At 67.8% G+C, this 12,641-nt stretch carries 13 protein-coding genes; 10 read left to right on the top strand and 3 right to left on the bottom strand.

The features are described from left to right. Positions 1 to 12: 12 nt before the first annotated feature. Together H7A86_RS18410 and H7A86_RS18415 are read right to left on the bottom strand one after the other, a co-directional pair. Positions 13 to 1,308, bottom strand: a complete 1,296-nt coding sequence (locus H7A86_RS18410; RefSeq protein ID WP_164739889.1) for an AmpG family muropeptide MFS transporter — start codon at positions 1,306 to 1,308, stop codon at positions 13 to 15. A 241-nt stretch (positions 1,309 to 1,549) separates the two neighbouring features. Continuing rightward, complete coding sequence (locus H7A86_RS18415; protein WP_119131662.1) at positions 1,550 to 2,350, bottom strand: exodeoxyribonuclease III; 801 nt, start codon at positions 2,348 to 2,350, stop codon at positions 1,550 to 1,552. Between the two features lie 121 nt (positions 2,351 to 2,471). Here H7A86_RS18415 and pyrE point away from each other — a divergent pair, with 121 nt between their 5' ends. The 10 genes from pyrE to H7A86_RS18465 all read left to right on the top strand — a co-directional run bounded on the left by pyrE (position 2,472) and on the right by H7A86_RS18465 (position 9,982). Beyond that, the gene (gene pyrE, locus H7A86_RS18420; protein ID WP_119131661.1) at positions 2,472 to 3,131 is read left to right on the top strand and encodes an orotate phosphoribosyltransferase; all 660 of its coding nucleotides are present in this window, start codon (positions 2,472 to 2,474) and stop codon (positions 3,129 to 3,131) included. A 43-nt stretch (positions 3,132 to 3,174) separates the two neighbouring features. After that, entirely contained in the window at positions 3,175 to 3,819 is a 645-nt protein-coding gene (locus H7A86_RS18425; RefSeq protein ID WP_180707939.1) for a hypothetical protein, read from the top strand. Between the two features lie 114 nt (positions 3,820 to 3,933). Continuing rightward, positions 3,934 to 4,731 carry a ParA family protein gene (locus H7A86_RS18430; protein ID WP_104584936.1) on the top strand — a complete coding sequence of 266 codons (798 nt, stop codon included), beginning with the start codon at positions 3,934 to 3,936 and terminating at the stop codon, positions 4,729 to 4,731. Further along, entirely contained in the window at positions 4,731 to 5,660 is a 930-nt protein-coding gene (locus H7A86_RS18435) for a ParB/RepB/Spo0J family partition protein (RefSeq protein WP_104649987.1), read from the top strand. The genes H7A86_RS18430 and H7A86_RS18435 overlap by 1 nt, the downstream gene beginning before the upstream one ends. 34 nt (positions 5,661 to 5,694) lie before the next feature. Next, positions 5,695 to 6,003 carry a helix-hairpin-helix domain-containing protein gene (locus tag H7A86_RS18440; RefSeq protein ID WP_119131660.1) on the top strand — a complete coding sequence of 103 codons (309 nt, stop codon included), beginning with the start codon at positions 5,695 to 5,697 and terminating at the stop codon, positions 6,001 to 6,003. 44 nt (positions 6,004 to 6,047) lie between these two features. Continuing rightward, complete coding sequence (locus H7A86_RS18445; RefSeq protein WP_119131659.1) at positions 6,048 to 6,773, top strand: suppressor of fused domain protein; 726 nt, start codon at positions 6,048 to 6,050, stop codon at positions 6,771 to 6,773. 46 nt (positions 6,774 to 6,819) lie between these two features. Beyond that, entirely contained in the window at positions 6,820 to 7,785 is a 966-nt protein-coding gene (locus tag H7A86_RS18450; RefSeq protein WP_104584928.1) for an SDR family NAD(P)-dependent oxidoreductase, read from the top strand. 336 nt (positions 7,786 to 8,121) lie between these two features. Next, positions 8,122 to 8,844 carry a glycosyltransferase family 2 protein gene (locus H7A86_RS18455; protein WP_119131658.1) on the top strand — a complete coding sequence of 241 codons (723 nt, stop codon included), beginning with the start codon at positions 8,122 to 8,124 and terminating at the stop codon, positions 8,842 to 8,844. Then, the gene (locus tag H7A86_RS18460) at positions 8,844 to 9,185 is read left to right on the top strand and encodes a lipid-A-disaccharide synthase N-terminal domain-containing protein (RefSeq protein WP_039816706.1); all 342 of its coding nucleotides are present in this window, start codon (positions 8,844 to 8,846) and stop codon (positions 9,183 to 9,185) included. Before H7A86_RS18455 ends, H7A86_RS18460 begins: the two co-directional genes overlap by 1 nt. Before the next feature lie 275 nt (positions 9,186 to 9,460). Further along, positions 9,461 to 9,982: a hypothetical protein gene (locus tag H7A86_RS18465; RefSeq protein ID WP_425509730.1), complete on the top strand. Its 522-nt coding sequence runs from the start codon at positions 9,461 to 9,463 to the stop codon at positions 9,980 to 9,982. Positions 9,983 to 10,282: 300 nt separating this feature from the next. Here H7A86_RS18465 and H7A86_RS18470 read toward each other — a convergent pair whose 3' ends face one another. Then, complete coding sequence (locus tag H7A86_RS18470) at positions 10,283 to 12,628, bottom strand: phosphomannomutase/phosphoglucomutase (protein WP_180707940.1); 2,346 nt, start codon at positions 12,626 to 12,628, stop codon at positions 10,283 to 10,285. Positions 12,629 to 12,641: the final 13 nt, after the last annotated feature.

Below are 12,641 nucleotides of genomic sequence, written 5' to 3' on the forward strand. Positions count from 1 at the left end.
TTGGCGGACGTTTCAATCCGGGCGCCCGTCGCGGGCATCCAGCCGCGGCCACAGCCAGGCCAGCAGGGCCAGCGTGGGAACCACGGTGAGGGCGCTGAGGATGAAGAAGGTGCTGTAGGAGGTGGCCTCGACCAGGAATCCGGATACACCGCCGGCGAACTTGCCCGGCAAATTGGCCAGCGACACCAGCAAGGCGTACTGGGTGGCGGTGAAGTTGCGATTGGTCAGCGATGACATGAAGGCCACCAGCACGGTACCGGCGAACCCCTGGAACAGATTGTCGGCACTGAGTGCGGCATAGAACGCCCACAATTTGCCGGGGTTCTGCGCCATCAGCAAAAATGCCAGGTTGGACAGCGCCACGCCCAGGGCGGCGACCAGCAGCATGCGCCGGAAGCCGAACGCAGCCACCGCCGCACCGCCGGCAAACGCGCCGACGATGCCCATCCACACACCGAACAGCTTGGACACCGTGGCGATGTCGGCCTTGGTGTAGCCCGAATCCAGATAGAACGGCCCGGCCATCACGCCGATCACCTGGTCCGGGAACTTGAACAGGCCGACAAATGCCAGCAGGACGATACCCAGCGCCAGCCCGTTGCCGGAAAAGAAACTGGAAATGGGCTGCCAGAATGCGCCGGCCACGTCGATGCGGCGCACCACCGTGAGCTGCGGCCGGTCCGGCTCGCGGCATACCAGGGTGGTGATGATCGGCAGCAGCATCAGCGCCGACATGGCCAGGTACGCCGAGGTCCAGTTGAGGTATTCGGCCAGGTACAGCGCGCCGGCGCCACCGAGGATCAGGCCGATCCGGTAGCCCAGGGTGTAGGTCGCCGCCAGGGCGGCCTGCGCCGTGTCCGGGGCGATTTCGATGCGATAGGCATCCACCACCGAATCCTGCGTGGCGCCCCAGAACGAGGCGAACAGCACCCAGGCGACCAAGCCGGTGACACTCATGTCCGGGCGCGAAAACGCCAGTGCGAACAGGCCGGCGGTGACGCCGAGTTGCGAGACCAGCAGCCAGGAACGCCGGCGCCCCAACCACGCGGTGAGCGGAAACGCATAGCGGTCGAGCAGCGGCGCCCACAGGAACTTGAGCAGGTAGAAGAAGCTGGCCAGGCTGATCAGGCCGATGCTGCCCAGATCCAGCCCGACATCGCGCAGCCGGGTGGACAGGGTCTGCGAGGCGATCAGCAGGAACGGCAGGCCACTGCCGAAACCCAGCAGGGCCATGGTCGCCGCCGATGGGGTGGCGAAGGCCTGCCGGATGCCGCGCAGTCCTTTGTAGTTGGGGGCAGGCGTGGTCATGCGTATGGCCGCTGGGAATGGGGGCTGATCGATGCCGGGCAGGCAGTATCACTGGCCGTTGCGCGGAGCGACCTGCCGGAAACGCATGATTGGCTCCCGGAAGGATCCACAGCCATCAAGCTGCGGCCAGGCACGGCCTGCACGCCCTCGACATGCATCTCCACGACGCGGCCGGAAACACAACACGGTGAGGCTTGGCCAACCGTCCCGGTGCGCGTCACTGCCAGCTGCGCACCCTTCCTCACTCCGCGTAATCCACGACATACGGCGCGTGGTCGGAAAAGCGCTGCTCGCGGTAGATGGAGCAGGCCTTGACCTTGTCGCGCAGGCCGGGAGTGACCAGTTGGTAGTCGATGCGCCAACCGACGTTGTTGCTGCGTGCCGCACCGCGGTTGCTCCACCAGGTGTAGTCCTGGCCCTGGGGATGCAGCACGCGGTAGGTATCGACCCAGCCGCGGCCGCCGGCGGCATTGGCGTCTTCCAGCGCATCGGCGCACAGGCCGTTGAGCCAGTCGCGCTCGGGCGGCAGGCAGCCGGAATTCTTCTGGTTGGACTTCCAGTTCTTGATGTCCAGCGCCGAGCGCACGATGTTCCAGTCGCCGCACAGCACGTACTGCCGGCCGCTGGCCAGCCATTCATCCAGGATCGGCCGCAGCCATTCCATCACCTGGAACTTATAGCCCTGGCGCAACTCGCCGGAGGAGCCGGAGGGGATATAGAAGGACACCACGCTGAGGTTGCCAAAGCGCGCCTCGATGTAGCGGCCCTCTTCGTCGAACTCGGGCCAGCCCAGCGCGGTGCGCACTTCATCGGGTTCGTGCCTGCTGTAGATGGCCACGCCGCTGTAGCCCTTCTTGGTGCTGGCGTCGCGGAACCAGGCCTTGTAGCCGGTGGGCAGGAATTTGGCACCGGCCAGCTGATGCTCCTGGGCCTTGGTCTCCTGCACGCACAGCACGTCGGCGTCCTGCTCGGCGAACCACTCGAAGAAACCCTTGGTGACGGCCGAGCGCAGGCCGTTGGCGTTGAAACTGATGATGCGCATAAGGGCCGGGAATGGGGAGTTGGGAATGGGGAATCGTAAAGCCTACCCCAGGCGCATGCGGAAGGCTGCCGGCGCACGATGCGTTTACCATTCTCGATTCCCTATTCCCCATTCCCGTCCAATGACCGACCACCGCACCCGTTTCCTGCAGCTGGCCCTGGGCGCCGATGCCCTGCGCTTTGGCGAGTTCACGCTCAAGTCCGGGCGGCTCAGCCCGTATTTCTTCAATGCCGGGCGCTTCGATTCGGGCGCCAAGACTGCGCAGCTGGCGCAGTGCTATGCCGATGCGATCGATGCGGCCGGGGTGGACTTCGACCTGCTGTTCGGCCCGGCCTACAAGGGCATCCCGCTGGCGACCGCGCTGGCCTGCGCCTACGCCGGGCGCGGGCGCGACCTGCCGCTGGCGTTCAACCGCAAGGAAGCCAAGGACCATGGCGAGGGCGGCAGCCTGATCGGTGCGCCGCTTCAGGGGCGCAAGGTACTGATCGTCGACGACGTGATCACCGCCGGCACCGCGATCCGCGAGGCGCTGGGCATCATCCGTGGCGCTGGCGGCGTTCCGTCCGGGATCGTGGTGGCGCTGGACCGGCAGGAGATCGCCTCCGAGCAGGATCGCCGCTCGGCCGCGCAGGCGGTGGCGGCCGAGGCCGGCATCCCGGTGATCGCGGTGGCCAACCTGGGCGACCTGCTTGCTTTTGCGGCAGGAAACGCCGACCTTGTGGGCTTCCGGGAACCGCTGCTGGCCTATCGTGGCCGTTACGGCACCGACACCACAGGCTGACGGCAGGCGACAGGGGGCTGCGATGATGCCAAGACACACCCGTTTGGCGTTATTCGCCGCCGTTGCGGTGGCCGTGGCCGCCGCACCTGCCATCGCGCAGGACAAGCCGGCCGCGAAGACGTTGTATTGCTGGAACCAGAACGGCGCCCGGGTGTGCAGCGATACGCTGCCGCCGGAAGCGGTGAACCAGGCGCGCGACGAGTTCAACGCCAGGAGCGGCCTGCGCAGCGCCGAGGTGCAGCGCGCCATGAGCAGCGACGAGCGGGCCGCCGCCGCTGCCAGCGAGCAGCAACGCCAGGCCGATCTGGCCGCCGAGCAGATGCGCCAGCGCACCGACCAGGCGATGCTGATGTCCTACCAGAGCGAGGACGACCTGCGCCGGGTGTTCAACGAGCGCATCGCCATCGTCGACAACAACATCCACACCGCGCGCTTCAATGTGACCAGCCTGCGCGAAGGGCTGGCCAGCATGCTGCGCAGCGCCGGCGACCGCGAACTGGCCGGCCAGGCGGTGGCCGACAAGCTGGCCGCCGACATCCAGCAACGCCATCGCGAGCTGCTGGCGCAGCTGCGTCTGCAGACCAGCTTCGAGCAGCAACGGGTGGCGCTGGACGGCGAGATCGCCGACATCCTGCAGCGCTACCGGGCGATGAAGGAACCGCCGGCCGCCACTGCGCCTGCCGGCTGACCGGCCCGCCGTCATTGCCACCCGTGCGGCGCACTGCGGCAGGCGGCATTTCCCGATCCGACGCCCTGCCCGCATAATGGCCGGTCTTACTCCCTGCCCACGAGGCTCTCCCGCATGGCCCGGATCATCGCCATTGCCAACCAGAAAGGCGGCGTCGGCAAGACCACGACCGCGGTCAATCTGGCGGCCGGCCTGGCGCGCGCGCCCAAGCGTGTGTTGCTGGTGGATCTGGACTCGCAGGGCAACGCCACCATGGGCAGCGGCATCGACAAGCGCGATGTGGCCGCCTCGACGTGCGACCTGTTGCTGGGCGAAAACACCGCCGCCGAGATCCGGGTCACCGCGCCGGAAGGCTTCGACCTGCTGCCGGGCAACATCGACCTGACCGCTGCCGAGATCCAGCTGATGGATCAGGGCGAGCGCGAACAGCGGCTCAAGCGCGCACTGGCACCGATCCGCGACGAGTACGACTTCATCCTGATCGACTGCCCGCCGGCGTTGTCGCTGCTGACGCTCAATGCCTTGACCGCGGCCGACTCGATCATCGTGCCGATGCAGTGCGAGTACTACGCACTGGAAGGACTGACCGCGCTGCTGGAAACCATCGAGGCCTTGCGCGCCAACCTCAATCCGGCGCTGGAAATCGAAGGTGTGCTGCGCACGATGTTCGACATCCGCAACAACCTGGCCAACGCGGTGTCGGCCGAGCTGACCGAGCATTTCGGCGACAAGGTGTTCCGCACCATCGTGCCGCGCAACGTGCGCCTGGCCGAGGCGCCCAGCCATGGCCAGAGCATCGTCGGTTACGACCGCACCTCGCGCGGTGGCGTGGCCTACCTGGGGCTGGCCAGCGAAATCCTGCGCCGCCAGAACGACCGCAACAAGGCCTACCGGCCCGTGGAGACCGTCTGATGAACAAGCCGATCCCCGCAAAGAAGCGTGGCCTGGGCCGTGGCCTGGAAGCGCTGTTGGGACCGAAGGGCGCGGCCGCCGCGGCGGCGCCGAGCGCGGCCAGCGAGGAAGCGCTGCAGCCGGGCGACAGCCTGCGCCAGTTGCCGGTCAGCCAGCTGCAGCCGGGCAAGTACCAGCCGCGCAAGGAGATGGACGAGGTCAAGCTGGCCGAGCTGGCGGAGTCGATCAAGGCGCAGGGGGTGATCCAGCCGATCGTGGCGCGCGAGCTGGCGCCGGGGCAGTTCGAGATCGTGGCCGGCGAACGCCGCTGGCGCGCCTCGCAGCTGGCCGGGCTGAGCGAGGTGCCGGTGGTGGTGCGCGAGCTGGACGACCGCACCGTCATCGCGATGGCGCTGATCGAGAACATCCAGCGCGAAGACCTCAACCCGCTGGAAGAAGCGCAGGCGCTGCAGCGCTTGATCGACGAATTTTCGCTGACCCACGCCGAGGCCGCCGGCGCGGTGGGCCGCTCGCGTGCGTCGGTGTCCAACCTGCTGCGGCTGCTGGAATTGCCGGTGGCCATCCGCGTGCTGCTGGAAACCCGCCGTCTGGAAATGGGCCATGCGCGTGCGCTGCTCACCCTGGCGCCGGAGCTGGCCAGCAAGCTGGCGCAGGAAGCGGCCGACCAGGGCTGGTCGGTGCGTGAGGTCGAACACCGTGCGCAGCAGTTCGCCGCCGGCAAGGTGCCCGGCGCGTTGCGCAAGGGCAAGCCGGCCGCTGCCGCGCCGCAGGCCGATATCGCCTCGCTGGAGACCGAACTGTCCGAATCGCTGGGCACCAAGGTGGTGTTCAACCACGGCCGCGGCGGCAAGGGCAAGCTGGTGATCCACTACACCGACCTGGACACGCTGGACGGCGTGCTCGAACGCCTGCGCGTGCAGCGCAGCTGAGTTCTCTGCGGACCCACCAGGAGCAGTCCCGGCAATGAATCCCGTCAAGGTCGATCGCAAGCACCTGTTGCATCTGACCGACCTGCCGAACGTGGGGCCGGCCTGCGAAAAGGATCTGCAGCGGATCGGCATCCGCGTTGCCGCGCAATTGCGCGGTCGCGATGCCTACGACATGTATGCGCAGCTGTGCCTGTGTACCGGCGTGCTGCACGACCCCTGCGTGATCGACGTGTTCCTGTCGATCACGCGCTTCATGCAGGGCGAGGCGCCGCTGCCGTGGTGGGCGTTCAGCGCCGAACGCAAGGCAACGCTGGCCAGCCAGGCACCGCTCCGGCTGGGGTGAGTGCGCGCACGCGGTCAGGCGCTGCCATCAACAGGAGCAATCCCATGAGCACTGAACACGACCAGATCAGCCCGGGCGGCAGCACGATGATGCTGCACGCGCAGGAAAAGCAGTTCGCTCCCGCACACGGCGGTGACTGCATCGAGCGGATCAGCGCACATATCGAGCGGCATCTGGGACCGATCTCGGGCGTTCTGCACGAGATCATCTCCGATGCCGTGCATCTGGACGTGCATGTGGTGCCCGCCACCGAGGACGTCCCCTACCTGCGGCTGGTGACCTCGGGCATGAGCGACCTGCCGATGACCCTGCCCGAAGAGGTGGAAGCGCCGCAGTACATGGAGCTGATGCTGAGCCTGCCCGCCGATTGGCCGCTGGACCAGCGCGACTTCGAAGACCCGCGCCACTACTGGCCGATCCGCCTGCTCAAGACCCTGGCCCGGCTGCCGCACACGTTCGAGACCTGGCTGGGCTTCGGCCATACCATCCCCAATGGCCATCCGGCCGAACCCTACGCACCCGGCGTGCGCTTCGATGGCGCCATCGTGCTGCCGCCGGTGAGCACGCCCGAGGAATTTGCGCGCCTGGTCATCGATGCCGACAAGACCATCGTGTTCATGACGGTGGTGCCGCTGTACCCGGAGGAGATGGCGCTGAAACTGAAGGACGGCAGCGACGCGTTGCTGGATCGCTTCGATGCCAGGGGGATTAGGGACATCATTGCGCTTGATCGCGTCAACGTCGCCAAAAAGCGCTTCGGGCTGTTCTGAGCCCGCTTGCCGCTCGCCTGCCTTCGACATCTTCAGGACCATTGCAATGACCATTCTCGTCACCGGCGCCGCCGGTTTCATCGGGGCCTACACCTGCCGCGCGCTGGCTGCGCGCGGTGAGTCGGTGGTGGGCCTGGACAACTACAACAGCTATTACGACCCGCAGCTCAAGCGCGACCGGGTGGCGGCGTTGTGCCCGGGCATGGACATCCGCACGCTGGACCTGACCGACCGCGACGGCCTGGCCGCGTTGTTCGAGCAGGTCCGGCCCACGCGCGTGGTGCATCTGGCCGCGCAGGCCGGGGTGCGTTACTCGCTGGAAAACCCGTCCGCCTACGTCGACAGCAACTTGGTCGGCTTCGTCAACATGCTCGAGCTGTGCCGGCACCGCGGCGTGCAGCACCTGGTGTATGCGTCGAGCAGTTCGGTCTACGGCGATTCGGCCACCCCGCCGTTTTCCGAGGACCAGCGCGTGGACCAGCCGCGCTCGCTGTATGCGGCGACCAAGGCCGCCAACGAGCTGATGGGCTATACCTATGCGCAGCTGTACGGCCTGCGCGCGACCGGGCTGCGGTTTTTCACCGTGTACGGGCCATGGGGACGGCCGGACATGGCGCCGTTGATCTTCAGCCGCGCGGTGCTGGCGGGGCGGCCGATCGAGGTGTTCAACCACGGCAGGATGCAGCGCGATTTCACCTTCGTCGACGACATCGTGGCCGGCGTGCTGGGCGCGCTGGACACGCCCAGCAGCGAGCCGGTGCCGCACCGGGTGTTCAACCTGGGCAACCACACCCCGGTGGAACTGGAATACTTCATCGACGTGATCGCCCAGGCCGCCGGCCGGCCGGCCGAGAAGGTCTACCGGCCGATGCAGCCGGGCGACATGATCCGCACCATGGCCGATACGCAGCGCGCGCAGGCCGCCTTCGGCTTCGAGCCGGCCACCCCGGTCGAGCGCGGCTTGCCACAGGTGGTGGAGTGGTGCCGCCATTATTTCGGCGAGCGCGCCTAGCCGGCACCTGCCACCGCGGCGCAGCCGGAATGATGGTGGTAGCGGTCAGGCGGCCAGGCGATAGCACATCGCCGCGAGTCCGCCCGTAGCGAGGCGCGCATCTGCAGGACGGCGCGCCGGACGTTGAGCATTCGCGCCCCACCCTGCACCATCCGGACGCGGCGCGCGGCGCCTTGCCGGCCACACAGCCGGCGCTTTGGGGCATGCATACACGCTACAGTCCGCTTTGCGCGCGCTCCACCGCACACAACGCGCGCGTGCTTCATGCCTGACTCAGACAGTCAGGGCACAATGCGCGATCTTTTCGCTCAGCCTTCATCTGGCCACCACGAATCCATGAGCCACCCTCAGCTTTCCGTTGTCGTCCCGGTGTTCAACGAGCGCGATAACGTCGCCGCGCTGGTCGGTGAGATCGTCGCCGCCTTGCGCGGGCTGGTGGCGTTCGAGATCGTCTATGTCGACGACCACTCGCGCGATGACACGCTGGCGGTGCTGCAAGGCCTGAAGACCACCACGCCGGAACTGCGGGTGCTGCATCATGTGACCCAGAGCGGCCAGAGCACAGCGGTGCGCAATGGCGTCAAGGCCGCCCGTGCGAGCTGGATCGCCACGCTCGATGGCGACGGCCAGAACGATCCGGCCGACATTCCCAAGCTGCTGACCGCGCGCGCCAGCGCCGATGCGCGGGTGAAGCTGTTCGCCGGCTGGCGGGTCAACCGCCAGGATTCGGGGTCCAAGCGCTGGGCCAGCAAGTGGGCCAACGCGATCCGCTCGCGCATGCTGCACGACAACACGCCCGATACCGGCTGCGGCATCAAGCTGTTCGAGCGCGAGGCGTTCCTGGACCTGCCCTACTTCGATCATATGCACCGCTATCTGCCGGCATTGATGCAGCGCGCCGGCTGGCGCACGGTGAGCGTGCCGGTGCACCACCGCCATCGCACCGCCGGCGTGTCCAAGTACAACAATCTCAATCGCGCGCTGGTCGGCATCCGCGACCTGCGCGGCGTGGCCTGGCTGATCACCCGCAGCAGGCGCACCGTGGTGCAGGAGCGCTGATGGAACTGCATTGGCTGGACCAGCCACTGACCTGGCTGTACTGGACCGGGCTGCATGTCACCGGCTGGAAGCTGATCGGCTATGTGGGCGCACTGATGTTCGGCGGCCGCTGGCTGGTGCAGTTTGTCGCTTCCAAGCGCGCCGGCAAGCCGGTGATCCCGCGCATGTTCTGGTACATGAGCGTGGTCGGCAGCCTGATGACGCTGAGCTACTTCGTGTTCTCGGCCAAGCAGGATTCGGTGGGCGTGCTGCAGAACCTGTTCCCGGCGTTCACCGCGTTCTACAGCCTGTATCTGGATGTGAAGCATCGCGGGTGGAAGCGCGACCGGGCGGTGCATTGAGCGGGGAATCGGGATTGGGGAATCGCGGTTCGCGGGTGCTGTGACCGGTTGCTGGTGATTGGTGCGCCAGGTCTCCAGGCTTTTGAGGTGGTGCCGGTGGCGCAACTGAGCTGGTGCAGCAGGCTGCATCGGCTCTGCCTTGTGGTGGGTAACGCCAGGCGTGCGATATCCGACAGTCAATGGGTTTCTTCGTACACCGCGATGCGCTGGTGACCGACCGGAGATGAGGCGCGCCGCCGATGCCGCGGCTGTTTGCTCATCGGCATGCTGTGCGCATGTCCAGTGCGCTTCTCCATCGTTCCTTGTCCGGGTCGGCGCAGATTGCGGCGCACTGGCATTTGCGGCTGCACACGCATCAGCAGGTGCCGTTGTTTGCCGACTGGCGCTGCGCGCGGGCCGCGGCGGCGAGCCTGGCGGCGGCCGGTCACTGGCAGGGCGCGCAGTTGCTGTGCTGGGTGCTGCTGCCCGATTGCTGGTGTGCGCTGCTGCAGGCACCGGGCAAGGCTGCGCTGCTGCACATGGCTGCCGTTGCGCGGCAGGTCGCCGCCGGGGCGGTCAATCGCGCACGTGGCCGCGGTGGGACGGTGTGGCAGCCGCAGATGCAGGCGTCGGCGCTTGCCCCGCATGACGACCATCGACAGTTCGCGCGCGCGCTGGTGGCGTTGCCGTTACGCGCAGGGCTGGCCGCGCAGATCGGCGGGTATCCGTACTGGGATACGGTCTGGCTGCTGCACGACCACGCTGCGCACGGCGTCGGGACTGCAGGTCCACGCATGCCGGGTCCGGGAGACAGGTGACCGTGATCGCGCGCGTCGGTCCGGCGCGAGCCAGACAGACTGTTGCGTGTCTTCGCCGGTCAGCATTGCGGGATCTGTGCGAGCGACGTCCGCCCGATCAACGTTGACGTCGAGCGCCGTCTGTTCGGGCGACGTCTGACGTCGGTCGCCTACGTCGGTCAAGGCGGGCTGCACGCTGCGGTGATCGCCGACATCTGCCAGCGCCGAGCACGGTGTGATCGGCCACTGCGGCGGGTTGCGGCGCCGCGACCCGCCCTGCCGGCATGCCGGCAAGGCAGGCGCCCCTGACGCACCGGTCGGTCAAAAGTCCAGTGGATGGTCCGGCAGCAGGGCCTGCAACTGGCTGCGGAACAGCCCGCGAATCCGCTCCAATGCGGCTTCGGTGTCGGCCTCGAACCGCAGCACCAGGATCGGCGTGGTGTTGGAGGCACGCACCAGGCCCCAGCCGTCGGCGAAGTCCGCGCGCAGTCCGTCGATCGTCGACAGCCGCGCCGATTCGAACGGCGATTCCTCGCCAGCCTGGGCGCGCTCGACGAAACGCGCGACCAGTGCATGCGCATCACCGTCCACCGGCACCTTGATTTCCGGCGTGGACACGCTTTCGGGCAAGGCCTCCAGCACCTCCGACGGGGTCTGCTCACGCTGGGCCAGGATTTCCAGCAGGCGTGCGGCCGCATAGATGCCGTCGTCGAAGCCGTACCAGCGCTCCTTGAAGAAGAAGTGCCCGCTCATCTCGCCGGCCAGTTCGGCGTCGGTCTCGCGCATCTTGGCCTTGATCAGCGAGTGCCCGGTCTTCCACATCAGCGGGCTGCCGCCATTGCGCAGCACGTGGTCGGACAGCTTTCCGGTGCACTTGACGTCGTAGATCACCAACGCACCGGGATTGCGCTGCAGCACGTCGGCGGCGAACAGCATCAGCAGACGGTCCGGGAACACCATGGTGCCTTGCTTGGTGACCACGCCCAGACGATCGGCGTCGCCATCGAAGGCCACGCCGATATCGGCATCGAAGCGCTGCACCATCTTCACCAGATCGTCGAGGTTGTGCGGCTCGCTCGGGTCGGGGTGATGGTTGGGGAAGGTGCCGTCGATCTCGCAGTACAACGGGATGACCTCGGCACCGATGGCTTCCAGCAGGCGCGGCGCGATCTCACCGGCCACGCCGTTGCCGGCATCCACCACGACCTTGATCGGGCGGTCCAGCTGCACGTCGTCGGCGATGCGCTGGATGTAGGCGTCGCTGATGTCGCGCTGTTCCAGCTCGCCAGGCGTTGCCGCGGTGTGCAGGCGGCCGTCGTTGATGCGCTGGTGCAGGTCGGCGATCGCCGCCCCGGACAGGGTCTGGCCACCGATGACGATCTTGAAGCCGTTGTAGTCGGGCGGATTGTGGCTGCCGGTGACCGCCACGCAGCTGCCGGCGCGCAGTTCATAGGCGCCGAAATACACCACCGGGGTGGGCGCCAGACCGACATCGATCACCTTGCAGCCGGCGCGACGCAGGCCGTCGATCAGGCCATTGGCGAGCTCCGGGCCCGACAGCCGCCCATCGCGGCCGACCACCACCTCGCGCAGGCCCTGCGCCTGCATCACGCTGCCGATGGCCTGGCCGATCAACGCGGCGACGCCCGGATTGAGGTCCTTGCCGACCACGCCGCGGATGTCGTAAGCGCGGAAGATTTCGGTGGCGACCTGCACGGCCGGCACCAGCGCCGGCGGCGCGGGCGGCGCATCTGCGTCCAGCGCGCGCGCCTCGCTGGCGAGGCTGGCGTCGTGCTGCAGGCTCTGGCTGAAGGTGGGTTCGTCGGCGCTCGGCTCGCTGGCCACGCGGCGACGCGGCAAGGCGACGCGGCCACGGCTGGCCAGCACCAACAGCACGGCGATGGCGAGCAGCAGCACGGCCACGATCGCGCAGCCGACGGTGCCCAGACCCAGCGGGCCCTCATCGCGTTGCGGCACCGCGGCGGCCACGCGCAGGCCGCTGTCACCCAATGGCCTGGCCAGGGTCTCGGCGGCATCGGCCAGCGCCACATCGCCTTGCTGGGCGACGTTGTAGCTGCCCTGGCGCAAGGCCAGATAGGCGCTGCCGGGCACTGCGATCGCATCCAGCGGGCCGGTCAGACGCAACAACGGCAGGCGCGCGTACGCCACCGCCGGCTGCGTGCCCAGCGTGACCGCCGCTGCCACACCCAGACGGACCTGCTTGGCGTCGCGCACCACGTGCACCTGGGCACGTTTGGCCACCAGCGCCGACTCGAGCAGGCTCAGCCGCGCGTAACCGAAGTCCTTGGGATTGTCGTAGGCGGCGGTCAGGTCGCCAGCCAGGACCTGCACGTCCTCGGCGCCCTTGAAGCGCTCGCGGATGGTCGAGGCCGCCGCCAGCGCGTCACCGTTGGCCAACGCGGCGATGACCTGCGGCTGCTTGAGCAGGGCATCGAGCTGGCTGGCCTGCTGCGCCATGGCCTGGCTGACGTCCTGCACGGCGCGGTCGCGCGCCTGTTCCAGGTCCTGCGCAACCGCATCCTTGCGCCATTGCGTGTAGCTGCTCCAGCCGAACCAGGCAGCCAGCAGCAACAACACTCCCCCCAACACCGGACCACGCGTACGCACGCTGGACATTGACTGCCTGCGCTCGCTCGTCTTGCTCATGTGACGTCCCCCG

Origin of the sequence: Xanthomonas euroxanthea (assembly GCF_903989455.1) — a bacterium.
Classification (GTDB): Bacteria; Pseudomonadota; Gammaproteobacteria; order Xanthomonadales; family Xanthomonadaceae; genus Xanthomonas; species Xanthomonas euroxanthea.

Excerpts from the sequence above, each read along its gene's own strand:
- H7A86_RS18460 (WP_039816706.1), top strand. The coding sequence starts at position 8,844 with ATGGAACTGCATTGGCTGGACCAGCCACTGACCTGGCTGTACTGGACC.
- H7A86_RS18455 (WP_119131658.1), top strand. The coding sequence starts at position 8,122 with ATGAGCCACCCTCAGCTTTCCGTTGTCGTCCCGGTGTTCAACGAGCGC.
- H7A86_RS18410 (WP_164739889.1), bottom strand. The coding sequence starts at position 1,308 with ATGACCACGCCTGCCCCCAACTACAAAGGACTGCGCGGCATCCGGCAG.
- pyrE (WP_119131661.1), top strand. The coding sequence starts at position 2,472 with ATGACCGACCACCGCACCCGTTTCCTGCAGCTGGCCCTGGGCGCCGAT.
- H7A86_RS18445 (WP_119131659.1), top strand. The coding sequence starts at position 6,048 with ATGAGCACTGAACACGACCAGATCAGCCCGGGCGGCAGCACGATGATG.
- H7A86_RS18440 (WP_119131660.1), top strand. The coding sequence starts at position 5,695 with ATGAATCCCGTCAAGGTCGATCGCAAGCACCTGTTGCATCTGACCGAC.
- H7A86_RS18415 (WP_119131662.1), bottom strand. The coding sequence starts at position 2,350 with ATGCGCATCATCAGTTTCAACGCCAACGGCCTGCGCTCGGCCGTCACC.
- H7A86_RS18435 (WP_104649987.1), top strand. The coding sequence starts at position 4,731 with ATGAACAAGCCGATCCCCGCAAAGAAGCGTGGCCTGGGCCGTGGCCTG.
- H7A86_RS18430 (WP_104584936.1), top strand. The coding sequence starts at position 3,934 with ATGGCCCGGATCATCGCCATTGCCAACCAGAAAGGCGGCGTCGGCAAG.
- H7A86_RS18470 (WP_180707940.1), bottom strand. The coding sequence starts at position 12,628 with ATGAGCAAGACGAGCGAGCGCAGGCAGTCAATGTCCAGCGTGCGTACG.
- H7A86_RS18465 (WP_425509730.1), top strand. The coding sequence starts at position 9,461 with ATGTCCAGTGCGCTTCTCCATCGTTCCTTGTCCGGGTCGGCGCAGATT.
- H7A86_RS18450 (WP_104584928.1), top strand. The coding sequence starts at position 6,820 with ATGACCATTCTCGTCACCGGCGCCGCCGGTTTCATCGGGGCCTACACC.